Consider the following 21,319-nt stretch of genomic DNA (forward strand, 5'->3'; position numbering starts at 1 on the left):
GGAGCGGGTGCGGACCGCTACTCCTCCAGGCGTTCGGCGAGCAGCCGGGCCAGGTTCCGGGCCTTTTCCTGCAGCTCCGTGCTGTCCGGGGCCTCGGCCGAACCGGTCGTCTGCTCCCGGTAGGAGACGGTCACGATGACGTTGGATGTGCGGAACACCACGCTCACGGCACGCTGATGGCCGTTCGCACCGACCGTGCTCAGGGCGTCGTCGATGTACGCGATGTTCCCGAGGCCCTCGAGGACGCGGGGTTCGAGCCCGGTGGGGGAGGGGTCCGACGGAGTGCCTCCGGAGGCGGGCGGGGTGGACCCCGCGGGGGCCTTGTCCGACGGGGCGCCGGCGGCGTCGCCGGGCTTGCCGGCACCCTCCGTCGCAGTCGCGCCCTGTGTCCCGCCCGAGGGCCGGCCGCTCGCCGTGGGGCTGCCGGGTGTCACCGGGGCCGAGGGCGTCGTCGTCGCGGGCGGGGCGGTGGTCGGCGGCGCGGTGGTCGGCGGTGCGGTCGGGGGCAGCGGGATGCCCGCCGCGAGCTGCTTGCGGACGTACACCTCCTGCGCCCGGTCGTCGTCGCTGACGGCGGTGTCGTACGAGACGACCCGTTCGATGTCGAGCATCAGCCGGTGCGAGATGTCCGGGGTGTCGGCCTTCCAGGTGCAGCCGACCCGCCGGTCGGTGTCGTACGTCACGGACGCGACACCGCGGTACGCCTTGTCCCGCTCGGCGTCGGCGAGGGCGGCGGCGCCCGGGAGAAGGTCCTTGAGGGTCGCCTGGGGGACGGCGCCGCAGGGCTCGAAGAGCGTGCGGTAGCGGCCCGGCGGTGCGACGGGCACGGCGGGGCCGGCCTTGGCGTCGACGGCGATGTCGTCGGCCGGGGTGCCGGACGAGCAGCCCGTGAGGCCGATTCCGAGGCCGAGGCCGAGTGTGAGGACGACGGCGGTGCGAGCCGTGGACCCGGTGCGGCCGGGGGTGTACCTCTTTCGCTGCACGCTCCCAGGCTCCCTTCTCCCGAGGTCTTTCCCGAAAACTGTTTGCCGCGCGAACCCGGCCGATGGACACAATGTCTATCGCACACGCAGCTGTTGATGCCGGTCCGCTGTCACCTGTACGGGCTTTGGCGCCGGTTTTTGCGTTATCAGACTTTTCGGGGGAATCGAGGAAGTATGTCGTACGTAGAGGTACCTGGGGCGAAAGTTCCCATCCGGATGTGGGCCGACCCCGCCACGGTGGAGGGCGGTGCCATGCAGCAGCTGCAGAACGTGGCGACGCTGCCGTGGATCAAGGGCCTCGCCGTGATGCCGGACGTGCACTACGGCAAGGGTGCGACGGTCGGTTCGGTGATCGCGATGCAGGGGGCGGTCTGTCCCGCGGCGGTCGGGGTGGACATCGGCTGCGGCATGTCGGCGGTCAAGTCCTCACTGACGGCGAACGACCTGCCGGGCGACCTGTCGAGGCTCCGCTCGAAGATCGAGCAGGCGATTCCGGTGGGCCGGGGTCTGCACCGGACGGAGGTGGACCCGGGGCGGCTCTACCAGTTCCCGACGTCGGGCTGGGACGACTTCTGGTCGCGGTTCGACGGGGTGGCGGATGCGGTCAAGTTCCGCCGGGAACGCGCCACTTTGCAGATGGGAACACTTGGCGCGGGCAACCATTTCATCGAAGTCTGCATCGATACATCGGGTTGTGTATGGCTCATGCTGCACTCGGGCTCGCGGAACATCGGTAAGGAACTCGCAGAGTTTCACATTGGTGAAGCGCAGAAGTTGCCCTACAATCAGGGTCTTGTTGATCGTGACCTGGCGGTGTTCGTCGCGGACACACCGCAGATGGCGTCCTACCGGCACGACCTCTTCTGGGCCCAGGAGTACGCGAAGTACAACCGCGCGATCATGATGGCGCTCTTCCAGGAGGTTGTCCGCCGGGAGTTCCGCAAGGCCCGGGTGACCTTCGACCAGGTGATCTCCTGCCACCACAACTACGTGGCGGAGGAGCGGTACGAGGGCATGGACCTGCTGGTCACCCGGAAGGGCGCGATCCGGGCAGGCTCCGGGGAATTCGGGATCATCCCGGGCTCGATGGGCACCGGTTCGTACATCGTGAAGGGCCTGGGCAACGCGGCGTCCTTCAACTCGGCCTCGCACGGCGCGGGCCGGAAGATGAGCCGGAGCGCGGCGAAGAGGCGCTTCTCGACGCGAGACCTGGAGGAGCAGACGCGGGGTGTGGAGTGCCGCAAGGACTCCGGCGTCGTGGACGAGATCCCGGGGGCGTACAAGCCGATCGAGAAGGTCATCGAGCAGCAGCGGGACCTGGTGGAGGTCGTCGCCAAGCTGAAGCAGGTCATCTGCGTGAAGGGTTGAGGCGAGCTTGTCGGTGGGGCCTGGTGCGGACTCCGCACCAGGCCCCACTGCTCTGTGGATCGGAGGACCGTGGGCTCTTCGGGTTGTCAGAGCTCGCGGTGGACCTTGGTGTTGGAGGCCTGGGCGCGGGGGCGGACGACCAGGAGGTCGATGTTGACGTGCGGGGGGCGGGTGCAGGCCCAGGTGATGGTGTCGGCCACGTCGTCCGCGGTGAGGGGTTCGGCCACGCCGGCGTAGACCTTGGCGGCCTTCTCGGTGTCGCCGCGGAAGCGGGTGGTGGCGAACTCGTCCGTCTTGACCATGCCGGGGGCGATCTCGATGACGCGGACCGGGGTGCCGACGATCTCCAGGCGGAGGGTTTCGGCGAGGACGCGGGCGCCGTTCTTCGCGACGACGTAGCCGGCGCCGCCCTCGTAGGTGGAGTGGCCGGCGGTCGAGGAGAGGACGACGACGGTGCCGTCGCCGCTCGCGGTGAGGGCCGGGAGCAGGGCCTGGGTCATGTTGAGCGTGCCGATGACGTTGACCTCGTACATCTGGCGCCAGTCGGCCGGGTCGCCGGTGGCGACGGGGTCGGCGCCGAGGGCGCCGCCGGCGTTGTTGATCAGGACGGCGAGAGTCTGGAAGGCCGTGGCGAACTCGTCGACGGCGGCGCGGTCGGTGACGTCGAGGGCGTAGGCGGTGGCCTGGTGGCCGGCCTCGGTGATCTCGGCGGCCAGTTCCTCGATGCGGTCCTTGCGCCGGGCGGTGAGGACCACGCGGTAGCCGGCGGCGGCGAGCTGCCTGGCCGTGGCGGCGCCGATTCCGCTGCTCGCTCCGGTGATGACGGCGATGGGGGTCCCGGGGGCAGTCATGACGTCGTGCTCCTCGCGCAGATGGTCGATTACGTCGATCGCCCGGCCAAGGATAGGCGGCGTCGATCGGGCGGGGCGCGGTGTTATGAGGGGGGCGTCCGCCCGGGGGGACACGCTGACTGAGAGGTTGTCAGAAGATCAGATGGTGTGTGGGTATTTTGGGCCTATGCGTGGATTGCGGAAGGCTGTGCTCGGGGTCGCTCTCGCGGCCGCGGTGGTGACGGGTGCGGGTACGAGTGCCGGTGCCGTGGAGCCGGTGGTGGGGCCCGAGGCGGATCTGTCCCATCACGGTCATGTCTCTCTGTGGGGCGGGCGGGTCGGGGTATGGCTGGTGAGTGAGAACTTCGGTCCCACCGATCTCTCCCAGGCGACGGTCCGGCTGGCGTTCTCCGTGCCGATGGCGGGTGGTCAGGAGCTTCCGGAGGCCTGTCTGTGGAGCAGTGACCGGGTGGTCTCCTGTCGGACGGGCGAGCTGCCGGCCGCGGGGGGTGCCGGTGAGCTGGCGCTCGACCTGCGGACCGCGGGCCTTCCGGACGAGCTGACCGTGGACATCACCACCGCCTGGCGGGACGGGGTGGCCGACCGGAATCCACGGAACGACCGGCATCGGGTGCTGGTGCTCGCCACCGGCGATCCCTACGTCTTCTGAAGGGTTCTGCTGCTCGTCCAGTGGACGTAGCCGTCGGGGCGGACCAGTACCGCGGTCCTTCGGGTCGGGTCCGTCCAGGTGGCCCGCACGAGGCGCTCGGGGGAGACCGGGGCGGTCCCGGGCAGGGCCGGGGCCGGGCCCTGCCCGGTGATCAGGACGAACTCGCCCGCCCGCAGCAGCTCGTAGAGGCGGCCTTCGCGGAGTCGTACGTCCGGTGCCCGGCGGCCCGCGGGGCGCGTGGAGCCCTCCGGGGGCGCGTACGCGATGCCGAGGCCGCTGATCATGCCCATGGCGCGGGCGGAGGCGGGGCGGAGCGCGCTCAGGAGCCGGGCGGCGAGGGAGCGGGCGGCGCGGGTGAGCGGGGTGTGGGCCATCGCGAGGCGCACGAGCGCGCCGCTGGTGCGGAGTACGGCGGCGCCCACCGGGTGGCGCTCGGTCTGGTAGCTGTCGAGGAGGGCTTCGGGGGCGGGTGCGTCGCCGCGCAGGACGGCGGCGAGCTTCCAGGAGAGGTTGGCGGCGTCCTGGAGTCCGGTGTTCATGCCCTGGCCGCCGGCGGGGGAGTGGACGTGGGCGGCGTCGCCGGCGAGGAAGACCCGGCCGACGCGGTACGAGGGGACCTGGCGCTCGTCGCTGTGGAAGCGGGAGATCCAGCGGGGGTCGTGCATGCCGAGGTCGGTGCCGAGCGCGCGGCGGGCGATCTCGCGGATCTCGTCCAGGTCGACGGGTTCGGTGTCGGGGACCTGGCGGGTGCGGCTCCAGCCCATCACCCGGTACCAGCCGTCGCCGAAGGGGGCGAGGAAGGCGAAGGTGTCGCCGGAGCCGCTGACGCTGAAGGCGTCGGTGGGCTCCTCCGAGAGGCGGACGTCGGCGAGGACGAGGGAGCGGATCACGGATCCGCCGGGGAAGGGCAGGCCCAGAGCGGCACGGACGGCGCTGCGGACGCCGTCCGTGCCGACCAGGTGGCGGGCGGTGAGGGTGAGTGGGGCGCCGTCCGGGTCGGTGAGCTCCGCCGTCACCGCGTCGGTGTCCTGGCGCAGTCCGCGCAGCTCGGTGCCGTACCGGAAGGTGACCCCGGCGGCCACGGCCCGGCGCTCCAGGAGGCGCTCGACCTCGTACTGAGGGGTGACGAGCAGGTGGTTGAAGCGGCTGGGCAGTCGGGTGAGGTCGAGGTCCAGTCGGCCGAAGAGCCGGGCGGTGCCGAGGGTCGTGCCGGTGGCGACGAGCTCGTCCGCGAGGCCGCGGGCGTCGAGCTGCTCCAGGGTGCGGGCGTGGACGCCGAAGGCGCGGGTCATGTTGGCGAGACCGTGCGGGCGGCGCTCGACGAGGGTGACGTCGACGCCGGCGGTGGCGAGGTCGCCGGCGAGGAGCAGGCCGGTGGGGCCGGCGCCGACGACGAGGACCTGGGTGTCCGTCGGGTCGGTGCTCTCGGTGCTCTCGGTGGTCCGGGTGGTCTTCGGTGTCTCCGCGGTGCTCATGGCTGCCTCCAGGGTGCCCACGGCCGTTTGCCAACGGCTGTTGGTCAACGCTTGTGGGCAACGATAGGAGTCGCTCTGATGGAATGTCAACGCCTGTTGGCCTACAGTTGTTGGTATGACGACCGCCCGCCGTTCCGACGCCACCAGAGCCGCCATCCTGGAGGCCGCCCGCGAGCGCTTCGCCTCCGACGGATACGACCGCGCCACCATCCGGGCCATCGCCCGGGACGCCGGGATCGATCCGTCGATGGTCATGCGCTACTACGGCAACAAGGAGGGCCTGTTCGCCGCCGCCTCGGAGATCGAGCTGAACCTGCCCGAGCTGGGCGGCCTGCCCGCGCGGCACATCGGGGCCGTCCTGGTCACCCACTTCCTGGAGCGCTGGGAGCGGGACGACGTCCTCACCGGGCTCCTGCGGGTGGGGGTCACCAACGAGGCGGGGGCGGAGCGGATGCGGGCGGTCTTCGCCCAGCAGCTCGGGCCCGTCACCCGGGGGGTCTGCCCCGACCCGGAGGAGGCGCCGCGGCGGGCGGCGCTCGTCGCCTCCCAGATCCTCGGCATGGCGCTCACCCGCTACGTCCTGCGGCTGCCGCCGGTCGTCGAGATGACGCCCGAGGAGATCGTGGCCTGGCTCGGCCCGACCGTGCAGCGCTATCTGACCGCCGAGGCGCCCTGAGGCGGTGCCTGGTTCGTACCATCTCTGCATGACGCAGAAGAGTGCGGGTCGGCGACGCGAGACGCTGATGACCGAGCTGTACGGGGAGGCCCGCCGCTACATGGCGGCGTACGCCCTGTTCAACCAGGCCGTCGCCGACCGCCTGGGGCTCCACCCGACCGATGTGCAGTGCCTGAACCTTCTCAGCCTGGAGGAGGGCCCGGTGACCACCGGGCGGGTCGCCGAGCTGACCGGGCTCACCACCGGCTCCGCGACCCGGCTCGTCGACCGCCTGGAGCGGTCCGGCTACGTCACGCGTGAACGGGACACCGAGGACCGGCGCCGGGTCCTGGTGGCCCTCGTGCCCGAGCGCATCCCCGAACTCGGCGCTCTGTGGCGCAAGCTCAACAGCACCTGGGGCACGATGTTCGACGTCTACAGCGATGCCGAGCTCGCCCTGCTCATCGCCCATATGCGGCGCACCGTCGAGATCAGCGCCGCGCAGATCGAGCGGCTGCGCGGCGGCGACCTGGACTGACCGGCGCGCGGCGGCGCGATGCCGTCGTCGCCGGGTGCCGGGTGCCGGGGTGCTGGTCGCTGGTCCGGTCGGCCGGGGGTGGGCTCGGGAGCTCAGCCGGCCGTCGCGGCGCCGCCGAACTCGCGTACCGCGTCGGAGACGATCGCCTCCAGCCGGGCGTGGTGGGCGCCGCGCCAGTAGACCCGGCCACACTCCACGCACTCGGCGAACACGTCGTACGACTTCTCCGTGCCCTGCTCCAGGCGCTCGCGCACCGTGTCCTTGTCGGCGTCGCTCAGCCGCCCGTTGCACGCCGTGCACCGCGTCCAGGGTGCGAGCGGCGGCGCGAAGCGCTCCAGGACGTCGCGGAGCTGGTCGTCCGGGCGGTCGCTGTAGACGTAGGCCCCCGCCCACAGTTCGCGGCGGCGGAGCAGGCCGCGGTCCCGCGAGAGCATGACGCGCCGCTCGCGCGCCGAGAGCGCGGCCAGGGCGGGGTCGCCGATGTCCTCGCTCTCGTAGGCCGCGTCCACGCCGAGCAGCCGAAGCCGCCGGGCCAGCGTGCCGAGGTGCACGTCGAGCAGGAACCGGAGGGGCGCGCCGGGGCGCACCGGCTGCGGGCGGGTGACGCTCTCCACGTCGACGGTCTCGCCCGCCGCGGGGACGTAGGAGACGTCGACGGGCCGTCCGTCGACCAGCAGTCGGCCGGCCTCGGTGAGCGGTACGCCGAGGGACTCGACGACGTGGCCGAGCGAGGAGGCGCCGTCCGTGGTCACGGGCGTGCGGCCCGAGCGGCGGTCGGCCGAGACGAAGAGCCCCAGGTCGGGGGCGAAGCTGATGTGGATCTCCGGTCCGTTCACGGGGACAGGATCGCATCGGCGCGGGACGGGCTGCCAGGGAATTCGGTGTCGTCAGGGGTGGAAGTCCTCCTTGTGGTCGGCGGCCCAGGTGGCGAAGGTGCGGGCCGGGTGGCCGGTCAGGTCCTCGACCGTGCGGGTCAGCGGTGTCGGCCGGCCGTCGTGCGCGGCCCAGTGGGAGAGCAGGGCGTCGGCGAAGAGTTCCGGCATGAAGCCGGTGACCGACGCCTTCCACTCCTCCGGGGTCACGACGGTGTGCGGTGCGGGCCGTCCGGTCACCTCGGCGAGTACCGCCAGCTGCTCGACGAAGGTCAGCGACTCGGGGCCCGTCAGGAGGTACGAGGAGCCGCGCAGCCGGGGCTGGGTGAGGACCGCGAAGGCCGCCTCGGCGACATCGCGCTCATGGATCGGGTCGCCGTACGCGTGCGGGTGGGGCAGGGCGGGTCCCCGCCCGTCCCGGAGGGTTCTGGCCCACTGCAGGGCGTTGGTGGCGAAGGCGCCCGGCCGGAGGTGGGTCGCCTCGAAGGCCCCGGCGTCCGCGGCGGCGGAGAGGGCGCGCTCGGCGGCGAGGTGGGAGGCGGCGATCGGGTTCTCGGCGGCGTCCGCGGCGAGGACGGAGCTGGAGGAGAGCAGGACGACGTGCTCGACGCCGGCGGCACGGGCCCGGTCGGCGAAGGTCTCGGCGTGGCCGGCCTCGGCGTACAGGAAGACGGAGTCGACGCCGGTCAGGGCGGTGTCGAAGGTGGCCGGGTCGGTGAGATCGCAGTGCACGGTGTCGACGCCGGGCGGTGGGGAGAGGTCCGTGGGGTTCTTGGAGGCGGCTTTCGCCTTGATGCCGGCGGCGTCGAGGAGGCCGAGCAGGGTGGAGGCGACGCGGCCGCGGCTGCCGGTGACCAGAACGGTCATGAGGGTTCCTTCCAGAGGTGCGGCTTGTTCTCTTCGTGGCGCATCATCTGCGTCACGCAGATAAATATCCAGCCCCGTGTCACGCCCGTCAACCCGGATAAAACCCTGAGGTACCGTCCTGGCATGAAGATCATCGACCTCCAGCCCGGCGACCCCCGGCTGGAGAACGACCTCCTGCCCGTCCTCTCCGAACTCCGCCCCCACCTCACCCCGGAGCTCTTCCGCGAGGTGTACGAGACCGGGCACTCCCAGGGGCTGCGCTTCAGCGCCGCCTACACCGACGAGGACCGCTGCGTCGGCGTGGCCGGCTGGCGGATCGTCATCAACACCAGCACCCTGCGGAGCCTCTACGTCGACGACCTCGTGACCGCCGCCGCCAGCCGCTCCACCGGGGTCGGCCACGCGCTCGTCACCCATCTGGAGGGCCACGCGCGCGCGGCCGGCTGCCACGAGCTCAACCTGGACTCCGGCACCCACCGCACCGGAGCCCACCGCTTCTACCTGCGGGAGCGCTTCGACATCGTGGCCTTCCACTTCGCCCGGCCGCTCACCGCGCCGGACGAGGCCTCCTAGTCGTCCCGTCCCTGGAGCGCCTCCCTGGCCGGCGCCGCTGTGACCGGCTGCTCCAGGTCGAGGCGCCAGTCGTTGCAGCGCATCGGGTGGCCCGGCGGGTACTCGAAGTCCCGCTCGCCGAGCAGCTCGAACCCGGCCTTGCGGCACACCGCGTTCGACGCGGCGTTCTCCGTCGAGGGGAACGCGTGGAGGAAGCGATGGAGGCCCGCGGCCCGGGCCTCCGCGGCCACCGCGCGCGTGGCGGCGCTCGCCACGCCGCGGCCCTGGAAGCCCGGCAGCACGGCCCACCCGGTCTCGTACACCGGCTCGCCGTCGCCGGTCCGCACCCAGAAGCCGATGCTGCCGACCACGGCCTCCTCCGGCAGCAGCACGATCCGGTACATGCGCCCCGCGCCCGGCTCGTCGGCGCTCAGCTCCACGTACCGCCGGTGGCGCCGGACGAGCTGCTCCTCCGTCTCCGGCCCGCCGAGGTGATCCGTCAACTCCGGCGCGTTCAGGGCCCGCAGCAGGCCGGCGTCGGCCTCGGACCAGGGTTCGAGCCGTACGGGCGAGGGGGTGTCGGTGTCCATCTCCGTACGGTAGGTCAGGGCGCTGACACTCCCCGGGCGTACGCCGTCGGCGGCACCCCGATCGTCGCCGTGAACTCCCGTACGAGATGGGCCTGGTCGCTGTAGCCCAGCTCCGCCGCCAGGGCCGCCCAGTCCGGGCCGCCCGCCGCGTCCGCGGCCTCGGCGCGTTCCAGGGCCTCGTGGATGCGGTAGCGCAGGATCACCCACTTCGGGCCGACCCCGACGTGGCTCGCGAAGAGGCGCTGGAGCGAGCGCGCCGACAGGCCGGTCGCCGCGACCAGTTGGGCCACCTTGCGGACCGTGCGGTCCCCCCGGATCAGGTCCACCAGCTCCATGGCCCGGTCGGCGGCCGGATCGGGCGCGGGGCCGCGGGCGAGCAGGAAGGCGTCGAGCGCCGCCACGCGCGCGTGGTCGGTGTCGGGGGAGAGGACGGCGGACAGGAGGCCGGGGTCCGTGCCGGCGTGGCCCGCCTCCGCCTCCGCGTCCGTGCCGGCGCCGGGGTCCGTGCCCGTGTCCGTCCCGGCTCCGGCATCCCTGCCCGCGTCCGTCCCGGCACCGGGGTCCGTGCCCGTGTCCGGGAAGACCCCCGCCAGGGGGACCCGGCGGCCCGTCCAGGTCGACACGGGCCACGCGGGCGCGAAGGGGCGGAAGCCGCCGGGGCGGAACTGGATCCCGCAGACCCGGCCCGCCTCCGTGAGTTTCTGGGTGAACAGCCCGAGCCCGATCCCGGAGACCTCGGCGGACGCGCGCGCGTCCGCGGCCGGGGCGCCGAGTGCCCCGTACCGCTGGAAGACGACGTTCATCGACGGGTGCGGGACGACATGGCTCGCGTACGGCTCCGGCAGCTCCCAGTCGATCAGCCAGTAGTGCTCCAGATAGGGCCGCAGCTCCGGTGCCGGGGTGTGGCGGCGGAAGCGGACGCGGGAGAGCAGCTCGGCGGGGTCGACGATGCCGCGGGTGTCCCTGCGGGGAGCGGAGTCGGACATGCTCCGATGCTAGGACGGGACGGGATCCCGGCCTGGCGTGTTTCTTCAAGACGGGGCCGGGCAGCCTCTCCTAACGTCGCTCCCATGACGAACGAGGACCCGCTCCGCACCGATGCCCCGCCCCGCATCGGTGACCTGCTCCGTACCGCCGCCGCACAGGCCACGCCGCTGGTCAGGGGCATCGCCGACGACTCTCTCGGTGCGCCCACGCCCTGCGCCGAGTACGACGTGCGCGCGCTCGTGAACCACCTTCTCGGCGTCGTCGTCCACTTCCAGGCGCTCGCCGCCAAGCAGTCCGCAGATCTCTCCGCCACCACGGACTGGCTCGCCGACGCCGACTGGCGGGGCCGCTTCGAGGCCGAGACCGGGAAGCTGGTCGAGGCCTGGTCGGCGCCCGGCGCCGAGGAGGGCACCACCGGGGGCATGGCCATGCCGGCGCGGACCGTGGGGTCCATGGTGCTGCTCGACCTCACCGTGCACGTCTGGGACCTGGCCCGCGCCACCGGGCGCAGCTTCACGCCCGACCCGGGCGTGGTCGACGGGCTCGTCGACGAGGTGGAGCGGATGGCGCCCATGGCCCGGAAGATGGGCGTCTTCGGAGAGGCCGTCGAGCTGCCCGGTGATACCACCGCCTTCGAGCGGCTGCTCGCGACGACGGGCCGCGATCCGCGCGCCTGGGGGGCCTGAGGTCGAGGCCGGGGGCCCGAGGCCTGAGCCCTGGGGTCGAGGCCGGCCCGCGCGCTCAGCGCAGGCGGCCCGCCGAGCCCGGGGAGAGCCGCGACACGACCTGGCCGAAGGCGTGCTCCTCCGCGGGCGTCAGCGGTATCGACTCCTGCGGATGCCAGACCCGCTCCAGCGGGGTGCGCGCCCGGTCGCGGCGGTCACGCGCGCGGGCGCGCAGACCGAGCGAGAGCCATACCGCCGTCGATACGGCGAGCAGGCCGAAGAGCGTGATCACACGGGGATCGGAGAACTGGCCGGGGAAGGACATGACTCACTCCAGGGCGTGAGGGCCGCCCGGCACCGCGCGCCCCGGCAGGTGGCGCGCGGCCACGAAGGCCCGACGATTTCTACTGCTTCCTCCCGACCCGTTCAGTTAACACCACCCTGGGGGACTTTCGGCAGGGGGAACCGGGACCTTCGTCCCGGACCCGGTCGCCCGGTGGCCCGCGCAGCGGACAGGCCCTCTTGTGCGGGCCGCGGAACCGCTCCAAGGTGCTCGGAAGAGGCACATTCCGGCCGGGGAGGGAGCAGCCGTATGTCCGGGACGCAGGCATGGGGATTCACGGACGACAGAGGTACGGAGCTGGGGGCGGCCCGCGTGCCGCGGCGGGTGGTCGCCTACGTGCGGGCCGGGGCCGCCCTGTGCGACCTGGGCGTGACGCCGGTCGCGGTGTACGGCTCCGGGCACGACGGGGAGATCCTCGACCCGGCGAAGGAGGGCGGGCTGACGGCGGCCGCGGTGACCTACCTCGGGCCGGGGCGGGTCCTGGACGAGGGGCTGCTGCGGGAGCTGCGGCCGGACGTGATCGTCGACGTGACGTACGACGGGAAGAGCCCCTACGCGCTCGACGAGGCCGTCGCCGAGCGGCTCGGGGTGCCGCTCGTCGCGCTCTCCGTCGGCAACGAGCTCAGCCTGCCGGCCATCCTCGACCGGTTCGGCGCGCTGGCGGTGGGTCTGGGGGCGGCGCCGGTCGACGGGACGACCGGCGAGGGATCACCGGCCGGTCTCCGGGCCGCCGAGGACGAGCTCCGGGAGGTCGCCGCGCGGACCGGGCTCGGGGTGCTCGCCCTCTCCGGGGCCGGTCCCGACCAGGTGCACCTCGCCCGGCCGCTCGCCTGGCCGGAGCTGGCGAGGCTCGCCGAGCTCGGCGTCCGGCTCGTCGACCCGGGGCCGGGGCCCGGGGCCAACTGGCTCACCGGTGACTGGCGCCGGGCCGCGGAGCTCCGGCCCGACCTGGTCCTCTTCGACAGCAGGGCGCACGCCACGGCGCCGGACGCGGCCCTGTCCGGAGTCCGGTTCACGCCGTGGAACCCGGAGACTCCGCCCAGCCCGGCGGCCTACGCGCGCTTCTTCCGCGCCCTGGCCGGAGCGCTCGCCGGCTGAACCCGAGCGCTCCCCGGCTGAACCGGCGCGTCTGAGGCCTGAACCGGAGCACTACCCGGCTGAACCGGCGCGCCTGACGGGTGAACCGGAGCACTCCCCGGCTGAACCGGCGCGTCTGAGGCCTGAACCCGAGCACTCGCCGGCTGAACCGGCGCGGGCGGGGGCCTCAGGCCAGGTCCGGTGCCGGCCTCTGGCCGTGGCGGCGCCGGTCTCGGGCCGGTGCGGAGTCGCTCTCAGGCCGGGGTCGCCGTGAGGCGGGTCCGGCGGAGGGAGTCGGCGAACTCCTCCGCGCGGGAGAGCTGGGCCCGCAGCTCGGCGACCCGCTCCGCGGCGGCCTGCTCGTAGCCGCGGACGCGGGCCACCAGTGCGGCCCGCTCGTCCGGGTCGAGCTCGGTGTCGGTGCCCGCGCGCTCGGCCGCCAGCAGGTCCACGGCCGTGAGGAGTTCGCGGGTCTCTTCGAGGGTGAAGCCGAGTGGCTTCATCCGGCGGACGACCATCAGCCGGGACACGTCCGCGTCCGTGTAGAGCGGGAATCCGCCGGGCGAGGCCGCGGACGGGACGACCAGGCCGTTGTCCTCGTACTGCCGGATCGTGCGCAGGGACAGTTCGGTCCGTGCGGCGACCTCGCCGATCTGCATGGGCTCGCCGGCCATCCGCATTCCTCGTACTCCGCTCACGCGTCAGGTCCTTCCTCGTACGGGGCTCCCACCGGGCGTACGGGTCCCCACAGGGCGCGGCTTCCGCGCATTACATACCATTCGTCCTAACTTCAGCACTTATGAGAGCTGGAAGTGCGGCGAAACGCCTGCTCGTAGGTCGTCCGTTGGACAGCGGCCGGCTCGGGGAGACCCTGCTGCCGAAGCGGGTCGCCCTGCCGATCTTCTGCAGCGACCCGCTCTCCTCGGTCGCGTACGCCACCGAGGAGATCCTGCTGATCCTGGCCCTCGGCGGTCTCGCCGTGCTCCATCTGGCCTGGTACGCGGCGGTCGGCATCGTGATCCTGCTCCTGGTCGTGGTCGCCTCGTACCGGCAGACCTGCTACGCCTACCCGGGCGGCGGCGGGGCCTATGTCGTCTCCGCCGAGAACCTCGGGCAGACCGCCGCGCTCACCGCGGCCTCCGCGCTGCTGATCGACTACGTGATGACGGTCGCCGTCTCCGTCGTCTCCGGGGTCGCCGCGATCACCTCGGCCGTCCCCTCGCTCGACGGGCACGCCGTGGCCATGTCGGTGTTCTTCGTGGCCGTGCTGGCCTGGCTGAACCTGCGCGGAGTGCGGGAGTCGGGGCGCTGGTTCGCCCTCCCGACGTACGCCTTCATCGCGGTGATCTATCTGATGTTCGCGGTGGCCGCGGTGCGGACGGCGACCGGTGCGACGATCCGGGCCGAGTCCGCCGACCTGCCGGTCGAGGCGGTCTCCACCTACTCGGGGATCGCGCTCGTGCTGCTCGCGCTGCGCGCCTTCGCCTCCGGCTGCACCGCGCTGACCGGCGTCGAGGCCGTCAGCAACGGCGTGCCGGCGTTCGCCAAGCCCAAGAGCCGCAACGCGGCGATGACGCTGGCGATCATGGGCGGGCTGTCCGTGACCATGTTCTTCGGGATCACCGTGCTCGCGATGGTGTACGAGGTCCACGTCGCCGAGGACCCCACCGAACTCGGGCTCCCGCCCGGCACCCCGACGTCCACCGCGCTCGCGCAGATCGGACGGGCCACCTTCGGCGACTGGCACGTCCTCTTCTACGCGCTCCAGGCCGTCACCGCGGGCGTCCTGATCCTGGCGGCCAACACCGCCTTCAACGGCTTCCCGATGCTCGCCTCCGTCCTCGGCCGCGACCGCTACGCGCCCCGCCAGCTCTTCCACCGCGGCGACCGGCTCGTCTACTCCAACGGCATCGTGCTCCTCGCGCTCGCCGCGATCGTCCTCATCGTCGCCTTCGACGCGCAGCTGACCCGCCTCATCCAGCTGTACATCATCGGCGTCTTCGTCTCCTTCACCCTTTCCCAGGCCGGCATGGTCAAGCACTGGCGGCGAGAACTCGCCACGCCCGCGGGAGCCGCCGACCGTCACAACATCCACCGCCGTCTCGCGATCAACGCCTTCGGCGCCTGTCTGACGGCGGTCGTCCTCGTCATCGTCCTGATCACCAAGTTCACCCACGGCGCCTGGATCGTCGTCATCGCGATGCCGGTGCTCTTCGCCGGGATGAAGGGGGTGCGGCGGCACTACGACGCCGTCGCCGCCGAGGTGGCCGTCGCGCCCGGGCAGCGGCCCAGCGCACTCGCCGAGAACCACGTCCTCGTCCTGGTGGCCTCGGTCAACGCGCCCAGCCTCCGGGCGCTGTCGTACGCGAAGACCCTGCACCCCGCCTCGCTCACGGCGGTCACCGTCGCGGAGGACCCGGCCGAGGCGGAGGTGCTCCGCGCGACCTGGGAGGCCCACGGCATCGACGTACCGCTGCGGGTGCTCGGCTCCCCGTACCGCTCGATCGTCCAGCCGGTCCTGCGGCACGTCCGGGAGGCGCCCGAGCGGAGGGGGGACGCGGTGATCTCGGTGGTCATCCCCGAGTACGTGGTGGGCCACTGGTGGGAGCAGCCGCTCCACAACCAGAGCGCGCTGCGCCTCAAGACCCGTCTGCTGTTCATGAAGAACGTCGTCGTCATCGACGTGCCGTACCGGCTCGCCTCCGCCCGCGAGCTGGCCGCCGAGCGCGCGAGGGCGGCGGACGCCGCGAGAGCGGACGAGGACGGTACCGGCCCCGCCGGGACCTGACCCGATCTGCCCGGACCCCGCCTGACCTGCCCTGACCCGACCTGATCAGGCCGAGCCCGGGCGGACCGGAACCGGCCGGACCCCTACGGCCACACCAGGCAGTACGGCTGGTGGCCCGCCTCGTGGAGGCGGACCGAGAAGTCCTGCCACTCGTGGAGCAGCTGGTAGACGTCGAAGGCGTCGCGCGGTCCGCCGCGGTCCGGGACCGTGGACCAGATGAACGCGGCGGCGCCGACCGACTCCTCGCCGATCGCGCGCAGCGGGTCGACCACGGTCATCGGCAGCTTCACCACGGCGTAGTCCGGGTGCAGGACCACCAGCTCAAGCGGCGGCACCTTGTTCAGGGGCATGCCCTGGATGCCGGTCAGGACCATGGCCGCTATGGTCTCCGGCTTGATCTTGGTGAACATGCCGCCCATGCCGAGCTCGTCCCCGCCGAGTTCCTCCGGGCGCATCGAGATCGGGACGCGGGCCGCCGTGGCGCCGTCGGGCGCGCCGAAGTACTTGTACGTCACCCCCAACCGGCCACTCCCGCTCGCGCTTCCGCTGACCGGATCTCCCGGAGGGCCCGAGGTGTCGGGGATGCCGGGAATGCCTGGAGTGCTCGAAGCGCCCTGGTTTCCCGAGGTCGAGTCCTCGCCCCGCCGGCGCCGGTGCCTGCCCCGGCGGGCAGACTCCGGACCCAGATCGTCCGTCCCCTCGCCCGGTCCGCCACCGCGATGCATATCTCCACCCGACTGCTTTTTCTCGGCAACACGACCCCGCCGCGCAACCCGATCATCGTGTCAGTGACCTCCCCCGCGTTCGTACGGTGAAACACCTGTCCGCAAGAACGCCGTGGCCTCTGACACCATGGATTCCGTGAGCCATCCCTATGACGCCCCAGTTTCGCAGACGCGGAGGGCGAACGCCCCGGCGTAATACTCAGGATGTTCACGCCCTCCCTCTGTCCCCGATGTCGTGCCCGAAGTCGTTCTCGCAGGTCAGGATCACAGTGCCGTATTCATACGAAGCCCCAGTCTCACAGACGCTTTTCGACCGCGCTTCCCTCGTGACGCCCGGCGGCGTGAACTCACCGGTGCGTGCCTTCCGGGCCGTGGGCGGAACGCCCCGGTTCATGGTGTCCGGTTCCGGTCCCTACCTCACCGACGCGGACGGTCGTGAGTACGTCGACCTGGTGTGCTCGTGGGGTCCGATGATCCTCGGCCACGCGCACCCCGAGGTCACCGCCGCGGTGCAGCAGGCCGTCGCCCGCGGCACCTCCTTCGGTACGCCGGGCGAGGGCGAGGTCGCGCTCGCCGAGGAGATCGTGGCGCGCGTCGAGCCCGTCGAGCAGGTACGGCTCGTCTCCTCGGGCACCGAGGCCACGATGTCCGCGATCCGGCTCGCCCGCGGGTTCACCGGGCGCGCCAAGGTCGTCAAGTTCGCGGGCTGCTACCACGGCCACGTGGACGCGCTGCTCGCCGCGGCCGGTTCCGGTGTCGCCACGCTGGGGCTTCCCGACACGCCCGGTGTGACCGGCGCCCAGGCCGGGGACACGATCGTGCTCCCCTACAACGACCTGGAGGCCGTCCGGGCCGCGTTCGCCGCGCACCCGGGCGAGATCGCCTGTGTGATCACCGAGGCCTCGCCCGGCAACATGGGTGTCGTGCCGCCGGCCGAGGGCTTCAACCAGGGTCTCGCGGACCTGTGCCGGGAGAACGGCGCGCTGTACATCTCCGACGAGGTGATGACCGGATTCCGTACGTCGAAGGCCGGCTGGTACGGCGTCGACGGCGTCAAGGCGGACCTGCTGACCTTCGGCAAGGTCATGGGCGGCGGGTTCCCGGCCGCCGCGTTCGGTGGCCGCGCCGACGTCATGGGGCACCTCGCCCCGGCCGGCCCGGTCTACCAGGCGGGCACCCTCTCCGGTAACCCGATCGCGACGGCCGCCGGGCTCGCGCAGCTGCGGCTGCTCGACGACGCGGCGTACGCCACGGTGAACGCGGTATCGGAGACGGTCCGGGGCCTGGTCACCGACGCGCTCGCCAAGGAGGGCGTGGCGCACCGGCTGCAGACCGCGTCCAACATGTTCTCGGTGTTCTTCACCGCCGACGAGGTGCGGAACTACGACGAGGCGAAGCGGCAGGAGGCCTTCCGCTTCAACGCCTTCTTCCACTCGATGCTGGCCGACGGCGTCTACCTGCCGCCGTCCGCCTTCGAGTCCTGGTTCGTGTCGGCCGCCCACGACGAGCGGGCGATCGAGCGGATCGCCGCCGCCCTGCCGGCCGCCGCCCGCGCCGCCGCGGAGGCGACGGCATGAGCGAGAGCGGCAACGGCACGCACGGCGCCGGTCAGGACATCACCGTCGTCCATCTGATGCGGCACGGCGAGGTGCACAACCCCGACGGCGTCCTCTACGGGCGCCGCGCCGGCTACCACCTCTCCGAGCTCGGCCGGCAGATGGCGGACCGGGTCGCGGAGAGCCTGGCCGACCGGGACATCACGTACGTCGTCGCCTCCCCGCTGGAGCGGGCGCAGGAGACGGCGACGCCGGTCGCCAAGGCGCACGGTCTGGATCTGGCCACGGACGAGCGGCTCATCGAGGCGGCGAACGTCTTCGAGGGGAAGACGTTCGGCGTGGGCGACGGGGCGCTGCGCAAGCCGGCGAACTGGAAGCACCTGACGAACCCGTTCCAGCCGTCCTGGGGCGAGCCGTACGTCGAGCAGGTCGTCCGCATGATGGGGGCGCTCGACGCGGCGAAGGACGCGGCCCGGGGGCACGAGGCGGTGCTGGTCAGTCACCAGCTGCCGATCTGGATCGTCCGCAGCTTCGTGGAGAAGCGCCGGCTCTGGCACGATCCGCGGCGGCGCCAGTGCACGCTGGCCTCGCTGACCTCGTTCACGTACAGGGGCGACAGGATCGTCTCGGTCGGGTACAGCGAGCCGGCCCGGGACCTCGTTCCGGCGCATCTGCTCGCCGGCGCGAAGCCGGTCAAGGGGAAGTCGAAGGCTTTCGGGGCGTAGGCCTTCTCCGGAGTCTCCCGCAGCGAGTCTTCTGCAGGGTCTCTGCAGGGCGTCCGCAGGGAGTCTTGTGTAGTCCTTCGGTGAAGGATTACGGCCCCGCTGGACAGCGCGGGAGTCGGCGGTCCACAGTTCAGGGCGGTCGGGTGGTGTTCATGCCAACCGACCGCCCTGAAATTTTTGTGCGATTTCCCGGAACCTCCGTGTTCCTCCCGGCATCTCACTCATTGTCGGTTTGGATGACGTTTCGTTAATACGTCAGCGCGAATGGGGATGTCATGCGCGGATTCAGTGGGATCAGTCGAAGGGGGCTGCTCGGGGCGGGCGTTGGTGCCGCGGCGGCGATGGGCGTCGCCGCGTGCAGCAACGGCAACCAGGACAAGTCGGGGCGTTCCGGACCCGGCAAGGGGGGCGACGTCTCGGCGGAGCCGAGCACGAGCACCCCGACCAAGGACGACGTCAAGCTCATCGGCGACGGTTCCACCGCCGACACCGGGAAGCAGCCGCACCAGCCCGACGCCCCCGTCCCGCTCGAACCCGGCCAGACCCCGCCCCAGTTCGTGATCTTCTCCTGGGACGGTGCCGGCGAGGTCGGCAACGGCCTGTTCCCGCGCTTCCTCGAACTCGCCAAGAACCACGACGCGGCGATGACCTTCTTCCTCTCCGGGATCTACCTCCTCCCCGAGTCGAAGAAGAACCTCTACCGCCCGCCGAACAACCGCGTCGGCGCCTCGGACATCGGCTACCTCACCGACGGCCACATCAAGGACACCCTGAAGTACGTCCGGCAGGCCTGGCTCGACGGCCACGAGATCGGCACCCACTTCAACGGGCACTTCTGCGGCGGCTCCGGCTCCGTGGGCAACTGGACCCCGGCCCAGTGGCAGAGCGAGATCGACCAGGCCATGAAGTTCGTCACCGAGTGGAAGACGAACAGCGGCTGGACCGACCTCGACCCGCTGCCCTTCGACTACTCCAAGGAGCTCGTCGGCGGCCGTACGCCCTGCCTCCTCGGCCAGGACAACCTGCTGCCCACCGCCAAGCGGCTCAACTGGCGCTACGACGCCAGCTCGCCCGGCGGCCGGCAGATGTGGCCCACCAGGCGCCAGGGCGTCTGGGACCTCCCGCTGCAGGCCGTGCCCTTCCCGGGGCACTCCTTCGAGGTCCTGTCGATGGACTACAACATGCTCGCCAACCAGTCGAAGAACACGACGAAGGGCATGCCCTCGCGCTACCCGGGCTGGCGCAAGCAGGCCACCGAGGCGCTCCTCGGCGGGTTCACGCGCGCGTACGAGTCGAACCGCGCGCCCTTCTTCATCGGCAACCACTTCGAGCAGTGGAACGGCGGCATCTACATGGACGCCGTCGAGGACGCGCTCAAGGGCATGGCCGGCAAGAAGGACGTCCGGCTCGTCTCCTTCAGGCAGTTCGTCGACTGGCTCGACGTCCAGGACCCGAAGATCCTTCAGAAGCTGCGCTCGCTGGAGGTGGGACAGAAGCCGGCCGGCGGCTGGAACACCTTCCTCAAGCCCGCGACGAACGGTTCGACGGCCTCGTCGACGCCGGCCGCGTAGGCGTCGCACAGTCGGCCGCGCAGCCGTCCGCCCCGCCGTACGCCGTGTTCGCTTAGGCGATCTTGACAAGGCGCTTTCCGGGCACGTAGGGGGGTGCCCAAGATCCCCCAAACGCCCATGCGAAACTTTTCACATGAGCCTTAGCCGTGCCCCTCGACGCACCCTGCTCGCCGTCGGAGTGCTGTCCGCCGCCCTCGCGCTCTCGGCCTGCGGCGGCGACAGCAACGGCAAGTCCGGCGGCGGTGGCAACACCAACTTCGTGACGAACACGGGCGGCATCGCCACCGCGCCCAAGGGCAAGCGCGCGTCGATCAGCGAGATCGCCGGCGAGACCCTCGACGGCAAGCACCTGGACGTCGCCGATCTCAAGGGCAAGGTCGTCGTCCTCAACGCCTGGGGCTCCTGGTGCGCCCCGTGCCGCGCCGAGGCGCCGCACTTCGTCAAGGTCGCCACCGACCTCAAGGACGAGGACGTCGCGTTCGTCGGGCTCAACACCCGCGACGCCAACAAGCAGCAGGCGATCGCCTTCGAAGAGGACTACGAGGTCCCCTACCCGAGCCTCTACGACCGGGACGGCAGGCTGATCCTCTTCGGCTTCCCCAAGGGCACCCTCAGCCTCCAGGGCATCCCCTCCACCGTCGTCCTCGACAAGGAGGGCAAGATCGCCGCCCGCTCCCTCATGGCGCTCAACGAGGAGAAGCTCAGGTCGATGATCGACCCCCTCCTCAAGGAGAAGTGAGCCGGTGAACGAGACGGTCACCAGCGGAGCCCTGCTGCTCGCCCTGCCCCTCGCGGTGCTCGGCGGGCTCGTCTCCTTCTTCTCGCCGTGCGTCCTCCCGCTCGTCCCCGGCTACCTCAGCTACGTCACCGGGGTCACCGGCACGGACCTCGCCGAGAGCCGCCGCGGCCGGATGACCGCGGGGGCCGTCCTCTTCGTCCTCGGGTTCACCGCCGTGTTCGTGTCCGGCGGAGCGCTCTTCGGCTACTTCGGGTCGACCCTCCAGGAGTACCGCGAGACGCTCACCACGATTCTCGGCGTGCTCATGATCCTCATGGGCGTGTTCTTCCTCGGTCTGATGCCCTGGTTCACCCAGCGCGAGTTCCGCTTCCACAAGAAGCCCGTCGCCGGTCTCGTCGGCGCGCCGCTGCTCGGCGCGCTCTTCGGCATCGGCTGGACCCCGTGCATCGGCCCGACGCTCGCCTCGGTCAACGCGCTCGCCCTGGAGCAGGCCAGCGCCGGCCGCGGCGCGCTGCTCGCCTTCGCGTACTGCCTCGGCCTCGGCGTGCCGTTCGTGCTCGCCGCCATCGCCTTCCGCAAGGCCCTCGGGGCGTTCGGGTGGGTCAAGAAGCACTATGTGTGGGTCATGCGGATCGGCGGCGGCATGATGCTCGTCACCGGTGTCCTGCTCCTCACAGGCGCGTGGGACAGCATGGTCGCCACGATGCAGGGCTGGTCCAGCGGTTTCACGGTGGGGATCTGAG

23 protein-coding genes are annotated in these 21,319 nt (G+C 71.8%); 13 read left to right on the plus strand and 10 right to left on the minus strand.

Features of this window, described 5'->3' with window-relative positions; all coding sequences use genetic code 11:
- Positions 1–17: 17 nt before the first annotated feature.
- The gene (locus ACIP84_RS27570) at positions 18–983 is read right to left on the minus strand and encodes a DUF3558 domain-containing protein (protein ID WP_355969294.1); all 966 of its coding nucleotides are present in this window, start codon (positions 981–983) and stop codon (positions 18–20) included.
- Positions 984–1,157: 174 nt separating this feature from the next.
- Between ACIP84_RS27570 and ACIP84_RS27575 the strand changes: the two genes are divergently transcribed.
- Positions 1,158–2,351 carry an RtcB family protein gene (locus tag ACIP84_RS27575; protein WP_401801185.1) on the plus strand — a complete coding sequence of 398 codons (1,194 nt, stop codon included), beginning with the start codon at positions 1,158–1,160 and terminating at the stop codon, positions 2,349–2,351.
- A gap of 86 nt (positions 2,352–2,437) precedes the next feature.
- On the opposite strand, the gene ACIP84_RS27580 is transcribed toward ACIP84_RS27575, so the two are convergent.
- Positions 2,438–3,202 carry an SDR family NAD(P)-dependent oxidoreductase gene (locus ACIP84_RS27580; RefSeq protein WP_355967863.1) on the minus strand — a complete coding sequence of 255 codons (765 nt, stop codon included), beginning with the start codon at positions 3,200–3,202 and terminating at the stop codon, positions 2,438–2,440.
- A gap of 331 nt (positions 3,203–3,533) precedes the next feature.
- On the opposite strand from ACIP84_RS27580, the gene ACIP84_RS27585 reads away from it, so the two are divergent.
- Complete coding sequence (locus ACIP84_RS27585) at positions 3,534–3,851, plus strand: hypothetical protein (RefSeq protein WP_401801188.1); 318 nt, start codon at positions 3,534–3,536, stop codon at positions 3,849–3,851.
- Here ACIP84_RS27585 and ACIP84_RS27590 read toward each other — a convergent pair.
- Positions 3,839–5,326, minus strand: coding sequence for an FAD-dependent monooxygenase (locus tag ACIP84_RS27590; protein WP_401801191.1), 1,488 nt, complete (start codon positions 5,324–5,326; stop codon positions 3,839–3,841). The genes ACIP84_RS27585 and ACIP84_RS27590 overlap by 13 nt on opposite strands.
- Positions 5,327–5,441: 115 nt before the next feature.
- Here ACIP84_RS27590 and ACIP84_RS27595 point away from each other — a divergent pair, with 115 nt between their 5' ends.
- Together ACIP84_RS27595 and ACIP84_RS27600 are read left to right on the plus strand one after the other, a co-directional pair.
- Complete coding sequence (locus ACIP84_RS27595; RefSeq protein WP_355967854.1) at positions 5,442–6,002, plus strand: TetR family transcriptional regulator; 561 nt, start codon at positions 5,442–5,444, stop codon at positions 6,000–6,002.
- Positions 6,003–6,030: 28 nt separating this feature from the next.
- Complete coding sequence (locus tag ACIP84_RS27600) at positions 6,031–6,519, plus strand: MarR family winged helix-turn-helix transcriptional regulator (RefSeq protein ID WP_401801195.1); 489 nt, start codon at positions 6,031–6,033, stop codon at positions 6,517–6,519.
- Positions 6,520–6,611: 92 nt separating this feature from the next.
- Here ACIP84_RS27600 and ACIP84_RS27605 read toward each other — a convergent pair whose 3' ends face one another.
- Positions 6,612–7,355, minus strand: coding sequence for a Mut7-C RNAse domain-containing protein (locus ACIP84_RS27605; protein WP_401801198.1), 744 nt, complete (start codon positions 7,353–7,355; stop codon positions 6,612–6,614).
- Between the two features lie 51 nt (positions 7,356–7,406).
- Positions 7,407–8,258 (minus strand): NAD(P)H-binding protein, encoded by an 852-nt coding sequence (locus tag ACIP84_RS27610; RefSeq protein WP_401801201.1) that lies wholly within the window; start codon positions 8,256–8,258, stop codon positions 7,407–7,409.
- 123 nt (positions 8,259–8,381) lie between these two features.
- On the opposite strand from ACIP84_RS27610, the gene ACIP84_RS27615 reads away from it, so the two are divergent.
- Positions 8,382–8,831 (plus strand): GNAT family N-acetyltransferase, encoded by a 450-nt coding sequence (locus ACIP84_RS27615; RefSeq protein WP_401801204.1) that lies wholly within the window; start codon positions 8,382–8,384, stop codon positions 8,829–8,831.
- Here ACIP84_RS27615 and ACIP84_RS27620 read toward each other — a convergent pair.
- Both ACIP84_RS27620 and ACIP84_RS27625 read right to left on the minus strand, forming a co-directional pair.
- Entirely contained in the window at positions 8,828–9,400 is a 573-nt protein-coding gene (locus ACIP84_RS27620) for a GNAT family N-acetyltransferase (protein WP_401801207.1), read from the minus strand. The two genes, ACIP84_RS27615 and ACIP84_RS27620, sit on opposite strands and share 4 nt — an antisense overlap.
- Before the next feature lie 14 nt (positions 9,401–9,414).
- Positions 9,415–10,386: a DUF6597 domain-containing transcriptional factor gene (locus ACIP84_RS27625; RefSeq protein WP_401801210.1), complete on the minus strand. Its 972-nt coding sequence runs from the start codon at positions 10,384–10,386 to the stop codon at positions 9,415–9,417.
- 84 nt (positions 10,387–10,470) lie between these two features.
- On the opposite strand from ACIP84_RS27625, the gene ACIP84_RS27630 reads away from it, so the two are divergent.
- A complete protein-coding gene (locus ACIP84_RS27630) occupies positions 10,471–11,073 on the plus strand; it encodes a TIGR03086 family metal-binding protein (protein WP_401801213.1) in 603 nt (200 codons plus the stop codon).
- 55 nt (positions 11,074–11,128) lie between these two features.
- On the opposite strand, the gene ACIP84_RS27635 is transcribed toward ACIP84_RS27630, so the two are convergent.
- Complete coding sequence (locus ACIP84_RS27635; RefSeq protein WP_401801216.1) at positions 11,129–11,377, minus strand: hypothetical protein; 249 nt, start codon at positions 11,375–11,377, stop codon at positions 11,129–11,131.
- A gap of 267 nt (positions 11,378–11,644) precedes the next feature.
- Here ACIP84_RS27635 and ACIP84_RS27640 point away from each other — a divergent pair, with 267 nt between their 5' ends.
- Complete coding sequence (locus ACIP84_RS27640; protein WP_355967830.1) at positions 11,645–12,493, plus strand: ABC transporter substrate-binding protein; 849 nt, start codon at positions 11,645–11,647, stop codon at positions 12,491–12,493.
- Positions 12,494–12,726: 233 nt separating this feature from the next.
- Here the strand turns inward: ACIP84_RS27640 and ACIP84_RS27645 are convergent, their stop codons facing one another.
- Positions 12,727–13,146 carry a MerR family transcriptional regulator gene (locus tag ACIP84_RS27645; RefSeq protein WP_355967872.1) on the minus strand — a complete coding sequence of 140 codons (420 nt, stop codon included), beginning with the start codon at positions 13,144–13,146 and terminating at the stop codon, positions 12,727–12,729.
- A 125-nt stretch (positions 13,147–13,271) separates the two neighbouring features.
- On the opposite strand from ACIP84_RS27645, the gene ACIP84_RS27650 reads away from it, so the two are divergent.
- Positions 13,272–15,260, plus strand: coding sequence for an APC family permease (locus tag ACIP84_RS27650; protein ID WP_401801219.1), 1,989 nt, complete (start codon positions 13,272–13,274; stop codon positions 15,258–15,260).
- A gap of 83 nt (positions 15,261–15,343) precedes the next feature.
- Here the strand turns inward: ACIP84_RS27650 and ACIP84_RS27655 are convergent, their stop codons facing one another.
- Positions 15,344–15,985: a hypothetical protein gene (locus ACIP84_RS27655; protein WP_355967826.1), complete on the minus strand. Its 642-nt coding sequence runs from the start codon at positions 15,983–15,985 to the stop codon at positions 15,344–15,346.
- A gap of 230 nt (positions 15,986–16,215) precedes the next feature.
- Between ACIP84_RS27655 and hemL the strand changes: the two genes are divergently transcribed.
- The 5 genes from hemL to ACIP84_RS27680 all read left to right on the plus strand — a co-directional run bounded on the left by hemL (position 16,216) and on the right by ACIP84_RS27680 (position 21,318).
- Positions 16,216–17,562 carry a glutamate-1-semialdehyde 2,1-aminomutase gene (gene hemL / locus ACIP84_RS27660; RefSeq protein ID WP_355967823.1) on the plus strand — a complete coding sequence of 449 codons (1,347 nt, stop codon included), beginning with the start codon at positions 16,216–16,218 and terminating at the stop codon, positions 17,560–17,562.
- Positions 17,559–18,266: a histidine phosphatase family protein gene (locus ACIP84_RS27665; protein ID WP_355967821.1), complete on the plus strand. Its 708-nt coding sequence runs from the start codon at positions 17,559–17,561 to the stop codon at positions 18,264–18,266. Before hemL ends, ACIP84_RS27665 begins: the two co-directional genes overlap by 4 nt.
- Positions 18,267–18,541: 275 nt before the next feature.
- Positions 18,542–19,837: a hypothetical protein gene (locus ACIP84_RS27670; protein WP_401801223.1), complete on the plus strand. Its 1,296-nt coding sequence runs from the start codon at positions 18,542–18,544 to the stop codon at positions 19,835–19,837.
- A 133-nt stretch (positions 19,838–19,970) separates the two neighbouring features.
- Positions 19,971–20,576: a TlpA family protein disulfide reductase gene (locus ACIP84_RS27675; RefSeq protein WP_401801226.1), complete on the plus strand. Its 606-nt coding sequence runs from the start codon at positions 19,971–19,973 to the stop codon at positions 20,574–20,576.
- A gap of 4 nt (positions 20,577–20,580) precedes the next feature.
- Positions 20,581–21,318, plus strand: a complete 738-nt coding sequence (locus ACIP84_RS27680; protein WP_317875780.1) for a cytochrome c biogenesis protein CcdA — start codon at positions 20,581–20,583, stop codon at positions 21,316–21,318.
- Position 21,319: the final 1 nt, after the last annotated feature.

It is taken from the genome of Streptomyces sp. NPDC088707, assembly GCF_044752725.1.
GTDB lineage: Bacteria > Actinomycetota > Actinomycetes > Streptomycetales > Streptomycetaceae > Streptomyces.